Source organism: Olleya sediminilitoris (genome assembly GCF_016785945.1).
Taxonomy (GTDB): domain Bacteria; phylum Bacteroidota; class Bacteroidia; order Flavobacteriales; family Flavobacteriaceae; genus Olleya; species Olleya sediminilitoris.
In genome coordinates this window covers 53,050-72,138 of record NZ_JAEMEF010000014.1, presented here as the reverse complement: position 1 = coordinate 72,138, position 19,089 = coordinate 53,050, and the positions used below count along the sequence as shown (strand labels likewise).

Annotated in this window: 14 protein-coding genes and 2 tRNA genes; 11 read left to right on the top strand and 5 right to left on the bottom strand. The window is 30.6% G+C overall.

Annotated elements, in window-relative coordinates; translation table 11 throughout:
- Positions 1 to 46 precede the first annotated feature (46 nt).
- Positions 47 to 826 carry a glutamate racemase gene (gene murI / locus JAO71_RS13740; RefSeq protein WP_203001387.1) on the top strand — a complete coding sequence of 260 codons (780 nt, stop codon included), beginning with the start codon at positions 47 to 49 and terminating at the stop codon, positions 824 to 826.
- 61 nt (positions 827 to 887) lie between these two features.
- On the opposite strand, the gene rpsU is transcribed toward murI, so the two are convergent.
- The 4 genes from rpsU to JAO71_RS13720 form a co-directional block, all read right to left on the bottom strand.
- Positions 888 to 1,082: a 30S ribosomal protein S21 gene (gene rpsU / locus JAO71_RS13735; protein ID WP_028283445.1), complete on the bottom strand. Its 195-nt coding sequence runs from the start codon at positions 1,080 to 1,082 to the stop codon at positions 888 to 890.
- 103 nt (positions 1,083 to 1,185) lie between these two features.
- The gene (locus JAO71_RS13730) at positions 1,186 to 2,049 is read right to left on the bottom strand and encodes a sigma-70 family RNA polymerase sigma factor (RefSeq protein ID WP_028290194.1); all 864 of its coding nucleotides are present in this window, start codon (positions 2,047 to 2,049) and stop codon (positions 1,186 to 1,188) included.
- A 155-nt stretch (positions 2,050 to 2,204) separates the two neighbouring features.
- Positions 2,205 to 4,892 (bottom strand): AsmA family protein, encoded by a 2,688-nt coding sequence (locus JAO71_RS13725; protein WP_203001385.1) that lies wholly within the window; start codon positions 4,890 to 4,892, stop codon positions 2,205 to 2,207.
- Positions 4,893 to 4,983: 91 nt separating this feature from the next.
- Complete coding sequence (locus tag JAO71_RS13720; protein ID WP_054852666.1) at positions 4,984 to 5,688, bottom strand: queuosine precursor transporter; 705 nt, start codon at positions 5,686 to 5,688, stop codon at positions 4,984 to 4,986.
- 72 nt (positions 5,689 to 5,760) lie between these two features.
- Here JAO71_RS13720 and folK point away from each other — a divergent pair, with 72 nt between their 5' ends.
- Both folK and JAO71_RS13710 read left to right on the top strand, forming a co-directional pair.
- Positions 5,761 to 6,897: a 2-amino-4-hydroxy-6-hydroxymethyldihydropteridine diphosphokinase gene (folK, locus tag JAO71_RS13715; protein WP_028290191.1), complete on the top strand. Its 1,137-nt coding sequence runs from the start codon at positions 5,761 to 5,763 to the stop codon at positions 6,895 to 6,897.
- Positions 6,887 to 7,366 (top strand): GyrI-like domain-containing protein, encoded by a 480-nt coding sequence (locus tag JAO71_RS13710; protein ID WP_203001383.1) that lies wholly within the window; start codon positions 6,887 to 6,889, stop codon positions 7,364 to 7,366. The genes folK and JAO71_RS13710 overlap by 11 nt, the downstream gene beginning before the upstream one ends.
- A gap of 3 nt (positions 7,367 to 7,369) precedes the next feature.
- On the opposite strand, the gene JAO71_RS13705 is transcribed toward JAO71_RS13710, so the two are convergent.
- Complete coding sequence (locus JAO71_RS13705) at positions 7,370 to 7,900, bottom strand: RNA methyltransferase (RefSeq protein WP_116823476.1); 531 nt, start codon at positions 7,898 to 7,900, stop codon at positions 7,370 to 7,372.
- A 145-nt stretch (positions 7,901 to 8,045) separates the two neighbouring features.
- Between JAO71_RS13705 and mutS the strand changes: the two genes are divergently transcribed.
- The 8 genes from mutS (at position 8,046) to JAO71_RS13665 (ending at position 19,089) form a co-directional block, all read left to right on the top strand.
- On the top strand, positions 8,046 to 10,652 hold the full coding sequence (gene mutS, locus JAO71_RS13700; protein ID WP_203001381.1) for a DNA mismatch repair protein MutS: 2,607 nt from the start codon (positions 8,046 to 8,048) through the stop codon (positions 10,650 to 10,652).
- 102 nt (positions 10,653 to 10,754) lie between these two features.
- A tRNA-Gly gene (locus JAO71_RS13695) sits at positions 10,755 to 10,826 on the top strand.
- 26 nt (positions 10,827 to 10,852) lie between these two features.
- Positions 10,853 to 10,936, top strand: a tRNA-Leu gene (locus tag JAO71_RS13690).
- A gap of 131 nt (positions 10,937 to 11,067) precedes the next feature.
- On the top strand, positions 11,068 to 13,458 hold the full coding sequence (locus JAO71_RS13685) for a polysaccharide lyase 6 family protein (RefSeq protein ID WP_203001379.1): 2,391 nt from the start codon (positions 11,068 to 11,070) through the stop codon (positions 13,456 to 13,458).
- Positions 13,459 to 13,470: 12 nt separating this feature from the next.
- Entirely contained in the window at positions 13,471 to 14,538 is a 1,068-nt protein-coding gene (locus tag JAO71_RS13680) for a heparin lyase I family protein (RefSeq protein ID WP_203001377.1), read from the top strand.
- Positions 14,539 to 14,721: 183 nt separating this feature from the next.
- The gene (locus JAO71_RS13675) at positions 14,722 to 15,645 is read left to right on the top strand and encodes a polysaccharide lyase family 7 protein (RefSeq protein ID WP_116823472.1); all 924 of its coding nucleotides are present in this window, start codon (positions 14,722 to 14,724) and stop codon (positions 15,643 to 15,645) included.
- Positions 15,646 to 15,659: 14 nt separating this feature from the next.
- Entirely contained in the window at positions 15,660 to 17,960 is a 2,301-nt protein-coding gene (locus tag JAO71_RS13670; protein WP_116823471.1) for a chondroitinase-B domain-containing protein, read from the top strand.
- A gap of 100 nt (positions 17,961 to 18,060) precedes the next feature.
- Positions 18,061 to 19,089 carry a polysaccharide lyase family 7 protein gene (locus JAO71_RS13665; RefSeq protein WP_203001375.1) on the top strand — a complete coding sequence of 343 codons (1,029 nt, stop codon included), beginning with the start codon at positions 18,061 to 18,063 and terminating at the stop codon, positions 19,087 to 19,089.

Sequence of the window (19,089 nt, the reverse complement as noted above, 5' to 3'; positions counted from 1 at the left end):
TAAAATTAAGCTGTCTAACTTTAGACAGCTTTTTTTCTTTAAAATTATGAGTAAACAACCCATTGGTATTTTTGATTCTGGAGTAGGTGGAACATCCATCTGGAAAGCAATTCATGGATTACTTCCAACTGAAAATACAATTTATCTAGCAGATAGTATTAATGCGCCTTATGGACCAAAAGGAAAAGAGGCTATCATAGCGCTTTCTGAGAAAAATACAGAGCATTTATTAGAACAAAACAGTAAATTAATTGTTGTGGCTTGTAATACTGCTACAACTAATGCTATAGGCTATTTAAGAGAAAAATATAATGTACCATTCATAGGTATTGAGCCTGCTATAAAACCCGCTGCTTTACAGACACAAACTAAGGCTATTGGTATATTAGCTACAAAAGGAACTTTAAGTAGTGAACTATTTAATAATACTTCACAATTATATAATAATGGTGTTACTATAGTAGAGCAAGAAGGTGAAGGCATCGTGCAATTAATCGAGGCTGGTCTTATTTACTCTGACCAAATGACGGAATTACTTGTTAATTATTTAAAACCAATGATTAAATCTAATATAGACTATTTAGTTTTAGGCTGTACACATTATCCTTATTTGATACCTCAATTATCAAAAATTTTACCTAAACATATTAAGATAATAGATTCAGGTGATGCTGTTGCAAATCAAACAAAGCTAGTTTTAGAAAAGTATAATTTAGTAAATAATGCTAAAATTAAATCTGATAACTTTTTTTATACAAACGGAAAGCCAAAGGTTATGAAAACACTTTTGAATAACGTATATGACGTTAAGTATTTGAAATTTTAATCAACAAAAAAACCACGACATTTAAAAATGCGTGGTTCATTTATATAAATTTAAGCTTTAATTATATATTCTCTGCGTCTCTAAGACCTTGAATATAACTAGCTTTTTGTATCTGACGTCTGTTTTTTACAGATGGCTTAGTAAAGTACTGCTTCTCTCTTAAGTTTTGCATAACTTTTACGTTTCTGTGCTTACGTTTGTAACGTTTTAGTGCACGTTCTATATTTTCGCCTTCTTTTATTTCAATTCTTAACATATCTTAATTTTAAATAGGATGCAAATATCTATTAAATAATAATATTATTCAAATTAAAATTGCACTTTTTTTAATATTTTGTATTAAATATATTGTATCAGGATTATCCTAAATACGTTTTTAAGATCTTACTCTTAGATGTTTGACGTAAACGTCTAATACCTTTTTCTCTGATTTGTCTTACACGCTCACGTGTTAAATCAAAAGTACGACCTATTTCATCTAGTGTCATAGCTGGTTGATCACTTAATCCAAAGTTAAGTCTAATCACGTCACTTTCTCTAGGCGTTAGTGTTTCTAAAGCTCTTTCAATTTCAGTGTTTAAAGATTCGCGCATTAAGTTTGTGTCAGGATTTGGTGACTCGTTAGAGCTTACTAAATCATATAAACTATAATCTTCTCCTTCTTTTAAAGGTGCATCCATTGACACGTGTCTGCTAGAAATTTTCATAGATTGCTTAACATCACTGATAGTTAAGTCTAATTCTTTTGCAATTTCTGACGCACTAGGTGGTCTTTGGTTAATTTGCTCTAGGTGAGAAGTTACTTTTCTTATTTTGTTTATTGACCCAATTTTATTTAATGGTAGTCTTACAATTCTTGATTGTTCTGCTAAAGCAGATAAAATTGCTTGTCTAATCCACCAAACTGCGTAAGATATAAATTTGAATCCTCTAGTTTCGTCAAAACGTTTTGCTGCTTTAACTAAACCAGCATTACCTTCATTTATTAAATCTGGTAATGTTAATCCTTGATTTTGATATTGTTTTGCAACAGAAACCACAAATCGTAAGTTAGCAGTCGTTAATAAATCTAATGATTTTTGACAACCTTCCCTTATTTTTTGGGCTAATTCAACTTCCTCTTCTGCTGTAATCATGGGAAGTTTACTTATGTCTTGTAGGTATTTGTCTAGTGATTTAGATTCACGATTGGTAACTTGCTTGGTAATTTTTAATTGCCTCATTCAGTCCAGATTATTTAATGTTATTTTAACAATCTAACAATATAAATGACAAATCCTAATATTTAACACTTTCTTTTGAAAAAAAGTCTCAAATCATTAAATTTCATCAAATTTTGAGTTTTAAACGAGGAATTAATGTTAAAATTTCTCAAAAATTAATCTTTGGTTTTCTTTTTACCAAATAATCCTTTGATAGCATCCTTTACTTGGTCTTTAGGTGCTTCGGTATTTGTGTTTGATGTTGTGTCTTTTGGTGTTGCTGTGTTACCGTTGTTTAATAAACCTCCAATAACATCTTTTACACCTCCATTTGATTGTGTAGTTGTGCTATCGCTATTTTGTGATTGATTACCTCCTAAAATATTTCCAACAACATCTGTTAGTTTACCTTTTCCTTTATTAATTAGTTTTTGTTTTTCAATTTCTATTAATTGTGAGGTTAATGTTTTTACACCGCTTGTCAAGTCGGTTTGCACTTGTGGTTGTGTTGTGTTACCTGTTATATTAGCTGTAACCGGAATGGTTATATTGTTTACAGAATTATCATCTATTTTACTAATTAAACTATTAACGTCATTACCAAGATATTTTGCAGGTACATCAAAAATTATTTTATAGTCCATAGTGTTGTTAAATGTATGTGACCCATCAATGGTCATTTTTATATCCTTATAATTAATGTCAAATGGTTTTACTGTAACTTGCCCATTGTCAAACGATAGTTTTGTTTTTAAATCTTGAAGATTCAATTTACTAAAATCTAAAAAGCTTAGTTTGTTTTCTAGTAGTGAAAATAATTGTTCGTTTTTAGGTTGAATTTGTGTAGTTAATAATTCCGCGAAAGCGTCACCAGAAATACTATTTAAAAGTGGTGTAAAATCTTGTCCTAATTTACCTGATAAATTAATTGTACTATTAAGTTTACCTTGTAACGCCTTTGTAATTGGAGCTATGGCTTGTAGTAAGTTTAGATCGTTAAAAGATTGTGTGATGTCAAAGTTTTTGGCGCCTACATTCATGTTAAATGTTGGTTGCTCTGTTTTTGTATCTACTAAACCTTCTAAGGTTAGGTTACCATTAAAAAGACTTGAAGACACGTTGTTAAGTTGTGCTTTTTCGTCTGCTATTTTAAGGTTTCCTTTAACGTCTTTTAATATTAGGTTGTCATAGTATACTGTTTTTGCATCTGCTGTAATTGAACAATCTAAAAAAGCAGGTATTTTTAAAGCTGTTGCTGGTTCTGCACTTTGGTTAACAGGTGCGTCGCTTCCTCCTTCTACCATAAAATCACTAATTTTAAAGGTGTTAGATTGTAGGTTGAAATCTCCTTTTAGCTTTTGATCGCTTAGTAAAAAGCCTAATAAATTGTTTACAGTACCTGTAGCGTTTAAATCTGTTGTACCTGTAGATGCTATAAACTTGTCTAAGGTTATTGTGCCAGGATTAAAATTAACTGAAGCTTGATTTATGTTTATAGGATTTACTATGTCTGCTGATGAAAACACAAAATCTGATAACTCGATACTTCCATTATTTTTTATTCTTTCATAGGCATTAGTTTCGATAGCATTCATATCAAAACTTGTATTTAGTTTAGCTTTAAGTATTCCTTTTAATTCGTTTTCCAGCTCTATTGGATAGGCTTGGTTTAGGTTGCCAAGATTTAAAACACCATCTAAATGAGCGTCTACTAACATGTTTTTAGTTAAGTTTTTTATGGTAGCTGAACTTTTAAATTGATCTTGATCTATTTTAAAGTCTAAGGTGTTTAGATTTACATATGTGTCATCTACGTTTCCTGATTCGTTTTTTATTTGAGCATTAATACTAATGTTTTCTACACGCTTTGGTAAATCTGCAAATTTAAACGACGCATTATTTGATAAAACATTAATGTCTAAGATTGGTATAGTTGTTTCGGTAGCTTGCCCTTTGACTATACCATTAATTTTAAAATTACCTGAAGTATCAACATTGTCTAAGTTTTTTGCGTAAGTTTTTGGTATAACAGCTAAAAAATCTTTAAAGGTCGAACCTGGGTTTTCAAAGCTTATGTCAATATTTTGTCCTCCTTCTATTAGTTGTACAAATCCTTTAAATTCTAATGGTAAATCATTAATTAAAGCTTTGTTATCTTTAAATGTGTATTTGCTGTTGGTTAAATCTAAATCTAATAAAGCATCAAGCTTGATACTGTTATTACTTAAATATTCTGTTCCGTCAAAACTAAATGTTACGTTAGCTTCCGTTTTTGTGTCTAATTCGGACACGTCACCAGAAAATGTTCCGTTACCAGAATGATTTAAATTGCTGATTTTAAATATGGTATTTATGCTTTCATCTAGATAATTAAAAGCACTATTGTTTAAACTGTAGTTTTCAATATCAAAAGCAAACCCTTTGCTTGACGTTTCGGTTGTTGTAGCAGTGTTTGAAGATGCTTTTGCAATGTCCCAATTAACTTGACCTTCGGCATTGGTTTTTAAATTTACTAAAGCATCATCAATATTAATAGAGTTTACTATTATAGGATCTTCTTCGGCATTCTTAAATAGTTCTTTAATAGACATATCTAAAGACAATACTTTTACTTTGGCTAAAGTGTCGTTAGCAAAAGGTTTGAAGTTTGTAATAACTAAGTTGTCTAAAGTAACGTTGGCTTGTGGAAAGCTACTTATAAAACTTAAGTTTACGTCATCAAAGTCAACTTTAGCATTGACGTTTTCATTTATATAATTACGCACCATATCCTTAATTTGACTTTGAAAAATAAAAGGACTTGCAATTAATAATGTTATTAATATTAATAGTGATATACCAGCGATTTTTAGTTTTTTCTTCATTAAATTAAGAGTTAAGGGTGCAGTTTTATTTATGTTTAAACTAAATAAATAGTTGCCTTAACAAAAGTATTTAATAAAAGTTTAGCATTTGTTAAAGTAGGTTTAATTCTTGGTTGTTTTTAAGTTTAAATCGTTTTTTAAATAAGTAGACTCCTAAATATAAAAAAGGAGTGTCTATTAAAGCGATAAGAACTTTAAATATAAATCCACTAATTAGTAAACCGTAAAACTTGTCCCAGCCAATTTCTCCAAAACTACACAGTAAGAATAAGACTGAAAACGTGTCTACAAATTGAGATAAAAAGGTAGAAAAATTATTACGTAGCCATAAATGTTTACCATTAGTCATGCGTTTCCAAAAATGATAAATTTGTATATCTACTAATTGTGCAAGTAAGTAAGCCATCATGCTGGCAAACACAGCGATAATTGTATTTCCAAAAACTGTTGTAAATAAACCATCAGACACAGGTGACCAATTTGTAGCAGGTACTGTATTAGCTGTAAACACAATTAATAATGAGAAAACGGAAGCAAAAATACCAGCAATAACAATTTGATTAGCACGTTTTTTACCATAAATTTCACTAATTAAATCGGTTATTAAAAAGGTGATTGGGTAAGGGAGTATTCCAACAGAAATTTCAAATAATTTAGCACCAAAAATGGTAATATCAAATGGGTACCAATAAAAAAATTTTTGAAAAATAAGATTAGAAACCACTAATGAGGTTATAAAAAGTGCTCCAAGAAGCAAATAGATTTTTTGAGCTAGTAATTTATCTTTTATTGACATAAAAACTTATTAACAGATTTGATAAAGATAAGAACTAAGTGAATTTCTTTTAGTTATTTTGCTGAAGAAATTATGCAAGAGATTAAAACAGTTTACATAGCGTTAGGAAGTAATAAAGGCGAAAAGTTTAAAAACTTACAAAACGCTGTAGATGCTATATTTACAGAAGTTGGTAATGTAGTTGCTATTGCAAAAGTTTTTGAAAGTAAGGCGTTGGGTTTTGAAGGAGATGATTTTTTAAACACTTGTATTGCAGTACAAACTACTTTTAAAGCAAAAAAAGTACTGCGTGTTTTACAGCAAATAGAAAAACAATTAGGTCGTTTGCCTAAAAAATCGGCAGGCTATCAATCAAGAATTATAGATTTAGATATTATCTTTTTTGAAGATGAAGTTATTAATGATAAATATTTAATAGTACCACATCCCGAAGCGCATAAGCGTCGTTTTGTATTAGAGCCTTTACAGCAAATTGCATCTACGTTTAATCACCCAGAATTTAATGTCACTGTCGATCAGTTATTAGACCAATGTAAGGATCACACAGCTTTAGAATCTTTAAATATCTGGTTAAAAAATCCTAATAAGCAATTTGATTTTTCTAATCATAATTATATTGCTATTGAAGGTAATATTGGTGCAGGAAAAACAAGTTTGTCTACTCAAATAGCAAAAGACTTTAATGCTAAATTGGTTTTAGAGCGTTTTGCAGATAATCCGTTTTTACCAAAATTTTATAAAGAGCCTCAACGGTATGCTTTTACCTTGGAAATGTCTTTTTTGGCAGATCGTTATCAGCAAATTACAGATGATTTAAATCAGTTAGACTTGTTTAAAGATTTTATAGTCAGTGATTATGATGTATTTAAATCTTTGATTTTTTCTAAAATAACGTTGCAACCAGACGAGTTTAAGTTATACCGAAAGCTGTTTTATTTAATGTATAAAGACATAGCTAAGCCAGATTTATATGTGTATTTATATCAAAATACAGAGCGTCTTCAGGCGAATATAAAAAAGCGTGGTCGTAAATACGAAAGCGAAATTGAAGATGATTATTTAGAAAAAATTAATGCAGGTTATTTAGAGTTTTTGAAAAGTCAAACCGAATTTAATGTCAAAATAATTGATATTTCTGATAAGGATTTTGTAAAAAACAGAGCAGATTATTTATGGTTGTTAAAACAAATTTGTAAAAATGAAGCCTAATATTATTACCACAAAACCTATTGTTATAGTTGGCTTAAAAGCAAACTTATCTTTTATAACCAATGGTTCAGGAACAGCTAAATTGGCTAAGCAATTTATGCCAAACCGCAACCAGGTTTTAAACCGTATTGGGACAGAGAAGTTTTCAATTCAGGTATATGATCAATTTAATTACAATAAAATGTCACCTAACACATTATTTGAAAAATGGGTAGGCGTAGAGGTGTCAAATGCAGATCGTTTGCCAGGTAATATGGAAGTCTTAACGATACCATCTGGAGAATATGCTGTTTTTAATTACAAAGGAAAACCAGAAAATTTTCTAGAAGCTTGGCAATATATACATACAATTTGGTTGCCTAATTCAGAGTTTGAAATAGACGACAGACCTCATTTTGAAAAACTACCTGAAGATTATCATCCTTCAAATCCAATAACAGAAGAGGAGATTTGGGTGCCTGTAAAATAATTATTACGCTTTTAATTTACTAAACAAATCCCAAGTTACAACACCACAACTAACACTAATATTAAGAGAGTGTTTTGTTCCAAACTGCGGGATTTCAATAACCACATCACTAGCGCTAACTACATCTTGTGCTACACCTTTAACTTCGTTACCAAAAACTAAAGCGTATTTAGTGTTGGCTTCAACTTTAAAATCGTCTAACATAGTCGCATTTTCAGCTTGTTCAATTGCGCAAACTTTTATATTGTCAGCTTGTAGTTTTTCAACTAAATCCATAGTGTTTTCAACATGTTCCCAAGTAACAGTATCTGTACTTCCTAAAGCTGTTTTATGTATGTCTTTATGTGGTGGTGTAGCAGTAATTCCGCATAAATAAATCTTTTCAACTAAAAAGGCATCACTAGTTCTAAATACACTTCCAATATTATTTAAGCTTCTAATGTTGTCTAAAACAATAATAATAGGTGTTTTTTTAGCAGACTTAAAGTCGTTAATACTTAATCTATCTAGTTCGCTATTTTTTAATTTTCTCATGTTTGTTTTCTGTAATTTGTACAAGTCGTTAAAGTGACAATCTGTAACGCTACATTGTGGATAATTATCTATAACTTAAATCAATTTGACTTCAATAAAAATCAATATTTAGTTACATTGCAAACTTAATAAAAACGTATATCCTTTGGCAACAAAAAGCAAAAAAGTCACTCCGTTAATGAAGCAATATAATACCATCAAGGCTAAATATCCTGATGCGTTATTGTTATTTAGAGTTGGTGACTTTTACGAAACATTTGGGGAAGATGCAGTAAAATCTGCTGGAATTTTAGGAATCACCTTAACCAAAAGAGGAGCAGGTAGTGATAGTGAAACTGAGTTAGCTGGTTTTCCGCATCATTCAATCAACACCTATTTGCCAAAGTTGGTCAAAGCAGGAGAGCGTGTTGCAATTTGTGACCAATTAGAAGATCCTAAACAAACCAAAAGTATTGTTAAACGTGGTGTGACAGAGTTAGTGACTCCTGGTGTTGCGTTAAACGACGAGGTGCTTCAATCTAAAACCAATAACTTTTTATGTTCGGTTTATTTTGGAAAAGTTAATATCGGAATTTCATTTTTGGATATCTCAACAGGTGAGTTTTTGACCTCTCAAGGTAATCAAGAATATATAGATAAATTACTTCAAAATTTTAGTCCAAGTGAAGTCTTAGTTGCTAAGCCAAAACGAAATAAATTTACAGATAGTTTTGGTGAAGATTTTCATACCTTTAATTTAGAAGATTGGGTGTACCAACCAGATTATGCTAACGAAACGTTATTAAAACATTTTGATACTAAATCATTAAAAGGATTTGGTGTTGATGGTTTAGCTGAAGGTATTATAGCTTCAGGATCCATTCTACATTATTTAGCCGAAACGCAGCATAACAAACTACAGCATATTTCTTCAATTTCGCGTATCGCGGAAGATGATTACGTTTGGATGGACCGTTTTACTATCCGAAACTTAGAGCTGTATAATTCTACCAATAATAATGCAGTAACTTTATTAAATATTATTGATAAGACCATTTCGCCAATGGGAGGACGTTTACTTAAACGTTGGTTAGCATTGCCTTTAAAACAAATAGATCAAATCAAGCAACGTCACGAGGTTGTGTCTTATTTAAAGACAGATACTGTGGTTTTGGATAAGATTCAACATCACATAAAATTAATAGGAGATTTAGAGCGTTTAATTTCTAAAATAGCCACCCAAAAAGTTAGTCCACGTGAGGTTATTCAGCTTAAAAATTCGCTTGAAGCTATTATTCCTATTAAGGGATTAGCAACTAATTGTGATAACGAGTCTTTAAAAGTGATAGGAGATAATTTACAAAGTTGTAATGTACTTCGCGAAAAAATTAAAGAAACCTTAAACGAGGAAGCTCCAGTTAACATCCTTAAAGGTAGTGCGATTGCAGCAGGATTTTCAACCGAGTTGGATGAACTTAGAGCATTGTCCACCTCAGGTAAAGACTATTTGGATAAAATGTTGGAGCGCGAGAGTGAGCGTACAGGTATTACTTCGCTTAAAATTGCATCAAACAATGTTTTTGGGTATTATATTGAGGTAAGAAATACACATAAAGATAAAGTTCCGGAAGAGTGGATAAGAAAGCAAACGTTAGTTAATGCAGAACGTTATATTACTGAAGAATTAAAAGAATACGAAGCTAAAATCCTAGGAGCAGAAGAACGTATTATGGCTATCGAGCAAAAATTGTTTGCAGATTTAGTCCTATGGATGAATCAATATATAAAGCCTGTACAGCAAAATGCATATCTAATTGGTAAAATAGACTGCTTATGTGGCTTTGCACAATTAGCAACCGATAATAATTATGTCTACCCTATTTTAGATGACTCTCATGATTTAGATATCGTAGATGGTCGTCATCCAGTTATTGAAAAACAATTACCAATTGGCGAACCTTATATTGCTAATAATGTGTTTTTAGACAGAGAAAAACAACAAGTTATAATGATTACTGGACCTAACATGTCTGGTAAGTCTGCTATTTTACGTCAAACAGCTTTAATTGTATTGTTAGCTCAAATAGGAAGCTTTGTGCCAGCAAAAGAAGCTAAAATTGGTGTTGTAGATAAAATATTTACTCGTGTTGGTGCAAGTGATAATATATCTATGGGAGAATCTACGTTTATGGTAGAAATGAATGAAACAGCATCCATATTAAATAATATTTCAGATAGAAGTCTAGTCTTGTTAGATGAAATTGGGAGAGGGACCAGTACTTATGACGGAATTTCTATTGCTTGGGCTATTAGTGAGTACCTTCATGAACATCCAGTAAAACCCAAAACATTATTTGCAACGCATTACCACGAGCTAAATGAAATGACGGAAACCTTTGAGCGTATAAAAAACTTTAATGTTTCAGTAAAAGAACTTAAAGACAATGTATTGTTTTTACGTAAACTAGTAGAAGGAGGAAGTGAACATAGTTTTGGTATACACGTGGCTAAAATGGCAGGAATGCCACAACAGGTTTTAAAAAGAGCTAATCAAATATTAAAAAAACTAGAAAAAAGTCATTCTAGCGAAGAATTGACAGATAAAGTTAAATCTATGCAAGATGAGATGCAATTAAGTTTCTTTAATCTAGACGATCCATTACTTGAAAATATCAAAGATGAGATTTTACTTACAGATATTGATACCTTAACACCAGTAGAGGCTTTAATGAAGCTAAATGAGATCAAGCGTATGTTGTTGAAAAAGAAGTAAATAAAAAATAATTTAAAATTTTTTCAAAAAAAGCTTTGTAGTTCTTATAAAAGTCCTAAATTTGCACCCGCAATCACATCATTGCACGTTCATTTAAAGACTGCGAAAGTAGCTCAGGGGTAGAGCATCACCTTGCCAAGGTGGGGGTCGCGGGTTCAAATCCCGTCTTTCGCTCTGAGACTTTCTTATAATATACCAATGCTGAAGTGGTGGAATTGGTAGACACGTTGGACTTAAAATCCAATGTCCATTAGGACGTACGGGTTCAAGTCCCGTCTTCAGTACTAAAGCCTTATCAATATTTGATAAGGCTTTTTTTATGCACAAAAACTTCCTTGTGTTGTTGCCTTAATAGTTTTTTTATTTTGGAATCCTTTTTGATTATATTACGCTAGTTAATTTATTCTATAGTATTATGATTCTAAAAAATGTTGTTTCAATAATTTTTTCTTTTTTATTAGTTTCTGTCGCTTTTGCGCAAGATTTTACGGTATCAAACATTAAAGAGTTTGATCAAGCTATTGGTCAAGTAAAGCCTGGAAGTACGATTATTTTAAAAAATGGAATTTGGAAAGACGTAAACTTAAAAGCTTATGGTCAAGCGACTAAAGATGCACCTATAATTATTAAAGCTGAAACACCAGGTAAAGTGGTTTTAACAGGTGATTCTAGTTTAAGTATTTATGGAGAATATGTTATTGTTAGTGGATTATGGTTTAAGGATGGTGTAACAACATCAAAATATGTGATTCAGTTTAAAAAGGATAGTAAGACTTTTGCAAACAACTGTAGATTCACAAACTCGACTATTTCAAATTATAAAGTAAAAGATGAGGATAATAAAAATCATTGGGTAGATTTATGGGGGAAAAATAACCGAGTCGATCATAATAATTTTACAGGTAAAACATCTTCTGGGACTACTTTGGTAGTTTGGTTAAAAGGAGATGCGCATATAGAGAATAATCATATTATTGATTATAATTTTTTTGGACACAGACCTGACTTGGGTGAAAATGGAGGAGAGACTATTAGGATTGGTACAAGTGCAAATTCTATGAAATCTTCTAAAACTATAGTTGAAAATAATACGTTTAAAAATTGTGATGGTGAAATCGAAATTATTTCTAATAAATCTGGAGATAATATTTATAGAAACAATTTGTTTTTAGAAAGTAAAGGTACTTTAACCTTAAGACATGGTAATAATGCTTTGGTGGAAAATAACGTGTTTTTAGGAAATACAGTAGCTAATACAGGTGGAATTAGAATTATTAATGAAGGTCATGTGGTTAGAAATAACTTATTAGTCGGACTAACAGGAGATGGTTATAGAGGTCCTATTGTAATGATGAATGGCGTGAAAAATTCACCATTAAATAGATATCACCAAGTAAAAAATGTTGAGGTTGTAAATAATACAATTATAAATTGTGGCCCTATTACTTTTGGGTCAGGGAAGGATAAAGAAAAAACTTTAGCTCCAATAAATACAACATTTGCTAATAATATTATATCTAATACAACAGGTGCTTCAGTTTTTGAAGCGAAAGATGATATTAGTGGAATTACTTTCAGTAATAATATTGTTGATAGTCAAGCAACAGTAGATCCATTATTGTTTACTAAAGCTTCAATTGATTGGAAGATGTTTAAGGCATTACCAATGCCTTCAATTAATAATCCTGTTTTAAAACAAGTTTTACCGACAAAAAATGCTTCAGATAATGATATCACTGGATCAGTTTGGGCGGTTTATGTAGCAGGTGCTTTCAATCTTGAAAACAAAAAATACCCTAAGGCATTGACGGTTAGGACAGGTCCAGGTTGGAAGCCTGTAATTGAAACTCCTAAAGTTAAATCCATTTCTGTTGATATTGGTGTGGATCCAGGAGTTGGAACATTAAGAAAAGTTATATCTAAAGCAGGTAACGGAGATGTTATTAGTTTAAAACCCGGGATTTATTACTTAGACAAACAAATTAAAATAAAATCTAATTTAAAGATTAATGGTTCTCCTGATGGTAAAACAATAATTATGGCTAGTTCTAAACTAGAAAAGCCTCTTAGTTATTTATTACGTGTTAGTGCAGGAATAACTGTTAGTATTACTAATATTACATTTGATGGCTCAAACAAGACTCCTGTAAAATATGCAATAGTTTCACCAGATAAAATGGAATCTGATCTATATAATCTAACCATAGATACTTGTGTTTTTAAGAATTTTAAAAATGATAGTGGAGGCGCTATAATTAAAGGGTATTCTGGGACAAGAGCCGAATTAATGTTAATTAAAAATTCTAGATTTGAAGATAGCTTTAGAGGAATAAATCTATCATATGAAAAAAATCAAGGTCAGTTTAACGCAAATAACCTAATTATCGAAAACACCATTTTTAATAATATTGAAGAATTTGCCATAAATTACAAGCGTTCCATTATAGATTCAAATATAGAAGGAGGTAATTTAATGATTGATCATTGTGTGTTTAATAAAGTTTCTAATAAAGAAAAAGGAAGCATAATAAAAGTTAAGGGTATCCACCAAGTTACTATACAAAATACTGTATTTGATAATAGTTTTTTAATTAAAATACCTGTAGCACTAGAGGGTAGTAGTAATAATATTTATAATTGTTTATTCCACGATAGTGGATTTGTAAAAGTGTCTAAAGGAGCTTCAGAAAGTAATATCATTTATAAAAGCCCTAAATGGGAAGATAAGAAAAAGTTTATTCCAGGTAAAAAATCACCTTTACTTAAAAGCAATAATCAAATTGAGACCATAGGATTAATTAATTAAAAACCTTTTTAAATGTATATCAAAAAATCACTAATGGTATTAAGTATTTTGATTGCTCAAAATGTACATAGTCAAGTTTTATTAGAAGCTAATGAAGCAGGAAATACTTATGAAGATATAAATGCAGTTTTAGCACCTGGTTATGATGTTATTGAGGCTCCTGATTGTAATCATTCTCAATTTGGAAGACATATACAAGAGGTGTTTGATAAAGAGTTAAATAAAAATGTATTTAAGTTTTCTATTCATACTAGTCCTGATAATGACCGTTGTAAAAAATACGATAGACAACGAAATGAGATTAAAACCTATGCCTCATCTCCAAATTATTTAAAAGCAACTAAAGGTGAAACGGTTGAATATAAATGGAAATTTAAATTACCAAAAGATTTTAAGGTGTCTTCCAGTTTTACTCACATTCACCAAATTAAATCTGTAGGAGGTCCTTATGCGTCAATTCCTATGATCTCTTTAACATTAAGAAAAGGTACAAAAGATAAGTTAGAGTTGCGTTATACATCCACAAACAAACAAGCAACTATTAAAACAATGGTCTTAGATCAAATTAAAGGGCATTGGGTTGAGGTAACAGAATTGATTACTTTTTCTAATAAAGGATCATATGCTATTGAGTTGAAAAAAGTTTTGACAAATGAAACTGTTTTTTCTTATGAAAATTTAAAAATGGACATGTGGCAAGAGGAAGCTTTGTTTTCACGACCAAAATGGGGAATTTATAGAAGTCTAAATAATAGCCAAGATTTAAAAGATGAAGCTTTGCTTTATGCAAGTTTTAGTATTCAAGAAATAGATTTAAAATTAACAGCTCAAAAATTATTAGATTGCGCTATTCCTAAAATATTAATGTCCAAATCTACAGATACTTTTTTGAATATTAAATCTGTTAAACCAAAAGATAATAACGCATTTGTTTTATTTGATAATGAGGCTAACTTAATTGGAGAATTTAAAATTGATAAAAATAATATTGATACCACTGGTTTAGCAGTCGGTAATTATTTTATGGTGTTTTATAAAAATAGTAAAGTGTTTAAAGTCATTAAGTATGTAATTAATTAACATTAAATCAAATTTTTGAATAACTTGTAAAATAGCCTAAAATCCTATTTTTGTATAGGTTTTGAGTGTTCAAATTGACGATTTTTTATTTTTTGATAATATTTATTAAGTATTTTGTTTTATTGATATTAAAAAAAAACCATATATTTGGTAAACCAGATTGGTAAACCAATTATTTGTGTTATGAAAAAGTTATTCTTTTATTCTGTTTTATTACTTACTTGTATAGCTTGTAGTGATTCTGATGAACAAACTGAAGCACAAAATTTAGGTTCTTCTACACTCGATAATCCTGATGATAACCAATCTTCAGATAATAGCCAAGATAACTATGCAAATATTGATTTTTCAAATTGGAAAGTCACACTACCTGTAGACGAAAACAATAATGGTAGTCCAGATGAATATCAACCAAGTACATTAATTAATGGTGGTTACCGTACAAACGCTTCAATTTTACCATTTATGTATGATGATGTTGATGATCAATCAATTGTTTTTTACACTTATCCAGAGGTTTCTACAACAAATAGTTCGTATTCAAGGACAGAGTTAAGAGAGCTTATAAACCCTTCAAATTCAAAAGAAAATTGGACTTTAGAAGAAGGAGGAGTTATGGAAGGTCGTTTAAATTTGGTTGATATTTCAGAAGATAATAATAGTAATAATCAATATCATAAAACTATAGTAATGCAAATCCATGGTATCATATCTCAATCAGATATGGATACACATGGTTTTACTTCAAATAATGGACCTCCTTTAATTAAAATACGTTGGATTAATGGGTTTATTTGGTCTTATAAAAAATCATTAGTAGACCCAACAACTTCAGGAGATGATTTACTTGACGTAACAAGTGCTACATGGTCAGATGAATCTACAAATATGGGTTACGTAGGTTTTGAACCTTTTGATTTTAAGATAACTGCATCTTCTGGAAAATTAGAGTTGCAATTAAATAGCCTAACACCCTTAATATATGAGGATGTTAGCCTTGCTAAGTGGCCATTTGAAAATTACTTTAAGGCTGGTAATTATTTAGGTACTACAGACGCTAATGCATTTTCTTATGTAAAATATTACCAACTAAACATTAATCACTAATTTCTAAATAACTAATGAAAAAACTCGTTTTAATCTTTTCAATTTTAATGCTTTGTAACGCTTGCAAAGACGCTTCAGTAGAGCCTAAAGTAGTTTCTAATATCAATGAGCTTAATGATGCGATACAAAACGTAAAAGCAGGAGACCAAATTGTTTTAGCAAATGGTGTATGGAAAGATGTTGAAATTAATTTTTCAGGTCAGGGGACTGAAGCAAAGCCAATTATTTTACGAGCTGAAACACCAGGAAAAGTAACTATAGAAGGTGTTTCTAATCTTAAAATTGGAGGTGATTATTTAGAAGTACACGATCTTCATTTTAAAAATGGTTACACACCATCACGCAATGTTATTCAGTTTAAAATTAACGATACTTTAATTGCTAATCATAGCAAAGTTACAAATTGTGTTATTGAAGAGTTTACGCAGCCTGATAGAGACGTAAGTGATCATTGGGTTGAATTCTGGGGACGTCATAATGAGCTTAGTAATAATTACATTGCTGGAAAATCTAATTTTGGTCCAACAGTAATGGTTATGTTAAAAGGTAACCAACACATAAAAAATTACCATCAAATAGTTAATAATCATTTTGGTCCAAGACCAAGAAAAGGTGGTCCTCACGGTGAAACTATGCAAATAGGAGATAGTGGGACATCAATGACACCATCACATACCAATGTTGAAAATAATTTGTTTGAGCGTTGTAATGGTGAGGTCGAAATAATTTCTAGTAAATCCAATAATAATACTTTTAAAAATAATGTCTTTTTTGAAAGTGAAGGTTCTTTAGTGTTAAGACATGGTAATTATGCTACTATCGATGGAAATATTTTTATAGGTAATGATAATTCAGAATTTATAGGAGGTATAAGAGTTATAAATACTGGTCACTGGATTACTAATAATTATTTTTACAAATTAAAAGGAAGTACGTTTAGAGCGCCTTTAGCTGTAATGAATGGTATTCCTAAATCGCCTTTAAATAGATACAACCAAGTAACAGATGCTGTAATTGCTTATAATACATTTGTAGATACTAAAACTCCTTTTCATTTTAGCGTTGGTTCTAATGTATCACAAAGTGAAGTTTTGCCTAAATCAGAAATTAGATCTGCAAGACCAACACGTACTGTAGTTGCAAATAATATTTTATATAATCAAACTCCATTTGAATACCCAATCAAAAACTACGATAAAGTAGATGGTGTCTTGTTTAAAAATAATTATACAAATAGCGCAAACAAAAGTGAAGTGCAACCAGAAGGTTTGCAAACGGTTGAACTAGATGTTCAAGAGGTTAGTAAAAGCTTGAAGGTCCCAACTTATGATACTAAACAAATCTATTCTGGTTTTGATTTTGAAACCATAACTACAGATTTATTTGGTAACAAACGTGACAAGGATAATAATAGTTTAGGCGCAATTATTAATACCAATAATCATAACGATTTATACAATCAATCAAATTATGGTACTAGCTGGTTTAAAAACCAAAAAAATGATTCAGTTTCGCAAACGATTGAGATTAGTACAAGTCAAGAATTAGCTAACGCCATTTCTAATGCTAACTCAGGAGATATTATTAGTTTGAATGCTGCTGAATATCAAATAAACCGATCACTTCCAGTTGATAAAAACATTACAATCACTTCAAAAGATAAAAATAATAAAGCGCAATTAGTGTTTACTTCTGAGGGAACAGCTTTTCAAATGAAACCAAAAGGAATACTTCATATTGAAGATGTAGTTTTAAAAGGAAATAACAATCAGTCAGCTTTTAAAACATTAGATAAAAACATGAAAAGTGCTTACGGATTATGGTTAAAAAATACCGAAGTAAGTAACTTTAAAAGTGTGCTTGAAGTTTCAAAAGGGTCATTTTCAGATACCATTTCAGTAACAAATTCAATTATAAAAAATTGTAAAAGCGGAATCCAATTAAACAAAGAAACCAATGATAAAGGAGATTATAACAGTGAGTTTGTTTACATAACAAACAACACATTTACCAATGTAGATCAAGATGTTTTAAATTATTATCGTGGTGGTTATGACGAGTCTACAATAGGAGGGAACTTAGTCTTTCAAAATAATACAATTACAAAGTCAGGTCAAACAGACAAAGACAATATATTGATTAAAACAAGAGGTATTGTTAATGTCATTTTTGCTAACAATTCATTTATTAATAATCCTGTAAAATATATCTCCATTCTTTGGGGTGAAAAAGGCCAAAAGCCAGAAAACAATGAGGTTAAGAACTCTGGTGAGATTAAAGTGGTTCAAAATTTAAAATTGAAATTAGTCTATTAGTACTGAATCACTTTAAAGCCTTTTGAATTAAAATAATTAAATACACTTACTAAATAGGTAGCAAAGTAATTTGCTGCCTATTTTAAAAATAAAATCCAAAATGAAAAACTCGCTATTTACCTTCGTTGTATTATTAACATTGTTTGCTTGTAAAAATGAAACAAAGTCTACAGAAACAAAAGCAGAAACAAAATCTACAATTACCAAAAAAGAAATAAAAGCACCAAGCGATGTTATTCCGTTTATGGATAAATGGAAAATCCTTTTAGGTGACGGAACAAAATCTGAAGATTTATTAGGTTTCCAAAAAGATGGTTTTTTCTATGTTGAAACTGAAAATGAAACGGATTGGGTAGTTTATAAAACACCAAATTCTGGTATTACTTCAAAAACGTCTAGTAATACGAGAACAGAATTAGGTGAAAAAAAACATTGGATTCCTGAAGAAGGCGGAAAATTAACAGGAACTTTAAAAGTAAAACACGTATCAACTACAGGTGATGCAACCAAATCGTCTGCTTTTTCAGTGGTTGTTGGTCAAATTCACAGTGGTGAAGGTCACGAAAACGAACCTTTAAAAATTTATTACAAGAAATTTCCTGGTCATACAAAAGGTTCTGTATTCTGGAATTATGAAATCAATACAAAAGGGGATAATGCTGGTCGTTGGGATTATTCGACAGCTGTTTGGGGTAATGATTTTTCTAAAGTTGGTAAAGACGCAACAACTGCACCAAATGAGCCTGTTGATGGTATTGCTTTAGATGAAGAATTTAGCTATGAAGTTAATGTATACAAAGGCATTATGTATTTAACCTTTACAAGTGAAGGTCATGAAACGGTAACATTTACTAAAAGCTTAATCAAAACAGATTTCCCTACAAAAGCATCTATTCCGCAACAAATTATAGACAGTTATTTATCACGAAGAAAAGTAAGTGAAGAACGTGAAATAGCATATGATGGTGAAATAAATTACTTTAAACAAGGTGCATATAATCAAGCCAATGTTAAAACAGGTTCTAAAATCTACGAAGGTGATATTGCTAAACAATACGAAAACGGAAGTTATGCTGAGGTTTGGTTTAAAACTGCAACCGTAGGAGAAGCAACAGCGCCAAAAAAATAA

Coding starts and splice junctions, on each gene's coding strand:
- murI (WP_203001387.1), top strand. CDS start 47: ATGAGTAAACAACCCATTGGTATTTTTGATTCTGGAGTAGGTGGAACA.
- rpsU (WP_028283445.1), bottom strand. CDS start 1,082: ATGTTAAGAATTGAAATAAAAGAAGGCGAAAATATAGAACGTGCACTA.
- JAO71_RS13730 (WP_028290194.1), bottom strand. CDS start 2,049: ATGAGGCAATTAAAAATTACCAAGCAAGTTACCAATCGTGAATCTAAA.
- JAO71_RS13725 (WP_203001385.1), bottom strand. CDS start 4,892: ATGAAGAAAAAACTAAAAATCGCTGGTATATCACTATTAATATTAATA.
- JAO71_RS13720 (WP_054852666.1), bottom strand. CDS start 5,688: ATGTCAATAAAAGATAAATTACTAGCTCAAAAAATCTATTTGCTTCTT.
- folK (WP_028290191.1), top strand. CDS start 5,761: ATGCAAGAGATTAAAACAGTTTACATAGCGTTAGGAAGTAATAAAGGC.
- JAO71_RS13710 (WP_203001383.1), top strand. CDS start 6,887: ATGAAGCCTAATATTATTACCACAAAACCTATTGTTATAGTTGGCTTA.
- JAO71_RS13705 (WP_116823476.1), bottom strand. CDS start 7,900: ATGAGAAAATTAAAAAATAGCGAACTAGATAGATTAAGTATTAACGAC.
- JAO71_RS13685 (WP_203001379.1), top strand. CDS start 11,068: ATGATTCTAAAAAATGTTGTTTCAATAATTTTTTCTTTTTTATTAGTT.
- JAO71_RS13680 (WP_203001377.1), top strand. CDS start 13,471: ATGTATATCAAAAAATCACTAATGGTATTAAGTATTTTGATTGCTCAA.
- JAO71_RS13675 (WP_116823472.1), top strand. CDS start 14,722: ATGAAAAAGTTATTCTTTTATTCTGTTTTATTACTTACTTGTATAGCT.
- JAO71_RS13670 (WP_116823471.1), top strand. CDS start 15,660: ATGAAAAAACTCGTTTTAATCTTTTCAATTTTAATGCTTTGTAACGCT.
- JAO71_RS13665 (WP_203001375.1), top strand. CDS start 18,061: ATGAAAAACTCGCTATTTACCTTCGTTGTATTATTAACATTGTTTGCT.